At 33.1% G+C, this 2,221-nt stretch carries 2 protein-coding genes; both read left to right on the plus strand.

The window, feature by feature from the left end; genetic code table 11:
- The first annotated feature begins 303 nt into the window (after positions 1-303).
- Entirely contained in the window at positions 304-1,350 is a 1,047-nt protein-coding gene (locus tag A4R26_RS09130; protein ID WP_081163485.1) for a sensor histidine kinase, read from the plus strand.
- A gap of 1 nt (position 1,351) precedes the next feature.
- A complete protein-coding gene (locus tag A4R26_RS09135) occupies positions 1,352-2,074 on the plus strand; it encodes a LytR/AlgR family response regulator transcription factor (protein WP_081163486.1) in 723 nt (240 codons plus the stop codon).
- Positions 2,075-2,221 lie beyond the last annotated feature (147 nt).

Raw genomic sequence — 2,221 nt, forward strand, 5'->3', positions numbered from 1 at the left:
CTTTATATATTAAAGCAGCCTTTACATCTAGTAAAATAAATCGCACAATGAGGTTTAAGCGAAAGAAGCTGGATTTTCAAAACAAATAATTCCTGGTTGGAAACAGCGCTGCTCAAAACGTATTGGAGAGATGTGGATTGAAGCGAATATCTTTTTTTGGCTTTTAGGTTATTATTTTTCTTGTAGAAAAAAGGTTTGCCATCTTTACATCTTATTTTGGTATATAATTGATGCGCTTTTGTATATAAAATAATTTACATTCTTTGCGTATTGCTACATTTGCCAGAAACCTAAAATAGGTTTATGAATAAAACTTTACACAGAAAAACCATGGATGCCAATTGGATGCTTCAGTTGATCATTTCAAAAAAATACCGATTTCAACGTCATTTGTTACCGATCGCATTTTGTATTGTTGTTTTGTATTACAGTCCGGCAGACTATATAGAACCTTTCGAAACCTATAATCGACTGGTCATTTTTTTTCAGATAATTTTATTGGCCTACGGTAATATGTATTTCTTTTTGCCTAAATTTTTGTTTAGAAAAAAATACCTGAGTTATGGTCTTTTTGTGCTTTCAGGCATGATTCTATCGTTTTACGCTCATGAAGTTTTTGCTTTTTATTTTAAACCTGATTTACTGCCTTACGAGGATGACAATATCAACTTTTTTACCTTTTCCTTTATGATCATGGTGCTTATTATTGCATCGGCAGCAGTTAAATTATTCCAGCAGTGGATATCTGATGCGCAGCTGATTCATGATCTGGACCTGGCAAAAACTAATACCGAACTGGAACAGCTCAAGAACCAGATCAATCCGCATTTCCTTTTTAATATGCTTAATAATGCCAATGTTTTGATTGAAGATGATCCTAAAAAAGCTTCGCAGGTTTTGGTGAAACTAAGTGACCTGCTTCGTTATCAGCTTTATGACAGCTCGAGAGATAAAGTTTTATTAACTTCAGAAATCCATTTTTTAGAAGATTTTTTAAACCTGGAGAAAGTCAGACGTGATAATTTCAATTATTTAATATCCAAAGAAGGTGAATTGAGCGGTGTTCAGGTTCCGCCATTATTATTTATTTCATTTGTCGAAAATGCCGTAAAACACAATAATGACTCAGCGAAATTATCCTATGTAAATTTGTTTTTCGATGTTCGCCATACTGAGCTTTTTTTCAAATGCATAAATTCAAAACCCGCGGTAAAAGCAGTTAATAAATCCGGGGGATTAGGACTGGCCAATATTAAAAGAAGGCTGGAACTCCTGTTCCCTTCTTCACATGATTTGAAAATAGAAGACAATTCAGAAACGTACTGCGTTACCTTAACTTTAAAATTTTAAAATGAACTGCATAATAGTTGATGATGAGCCATTAGCAAGAAAAGCAATCCAAAAACTGGTTTATCAGACCGAAAATCTGGAGTCTATAGCTTCTTTTAATGGCGCGGACGCTACAAGAGAATTTCTGGCAAAAAATGCTGTTGATTTGGTATTTCTTGATATTCAAATGCCGGGAGTGAATGGAATTGAATTTGCCAGAACCATTCCTAAAAAAACTTTAGTGGTGTTTACTACCGCCTTTCATGAATTTGCTTCTGAGAGTTATGAAGTCGATGCTATTGACTATTTGATCAAACCTGTAAAATTAGAACGCTTTCAAAAAGCAGTTGAAAAAGCACAGACGTATTGCAAATTGTTCCATAATGATTATATAAACAGTAATATAGAAAACATAACCGATGATTATATTTTCGTAAGGGCAGACCGCAGGATGTTCAAAGTTCATTTTAGTGACATTCTTTTTATCGAAGGTTTAAAAGACTATGTGGTTATTTATTTAGAAAATCAAAAAGTGATCACCCTGATGAACATTAAAACTATTAATGATTTGCTTCCAAAATTTTTCTTTGTCAGAGTCAGCAAATCTTATATAATCAATGTAAAGAAAATAGATTCTGTAGATAACAATACTATTTATATAGGAAAAAACGAAATCCCGATTGGTAATATTTACAGAGATTTCTTTTTTAATGAATTTGTAACCAAGAAGATTTTGAATAAGTAAAAAAGCGTTCCGTTGCACCTGTCAGAATCGATTGTACTGTTTATTATAAAAAGGAAATAGGATGCTATGACACCAGTTCACCACTACCACCCAACATAATCAGGAGGTTTAATTGCATTTAATCTCAAATAAACCACCAATTGCCCC

Source organism: Niastella populi (assembly GCF_002078015.1).
GTDB lineage: Bacteria > Bacteroidota > Bacteroidia > Chitinophagales > Chitinophagaceae > Niastella > Niastella populi.

Coding starts and splice junctions, on each gene's coding strand:
- A4R26_RS09135 (WP_081163486.1), top strand. CDS start 1,352: ATGAACTGCATAATAGTTGATGATGAGCCATTAGCAAGAAAAGCAATC.
- A4R26_RS09130 (WP_081163485.1), top strand. CDS start 304: ATGAATAAAACTTTACACAGAAAAACCATGGATGCCAATTGGATGCTT.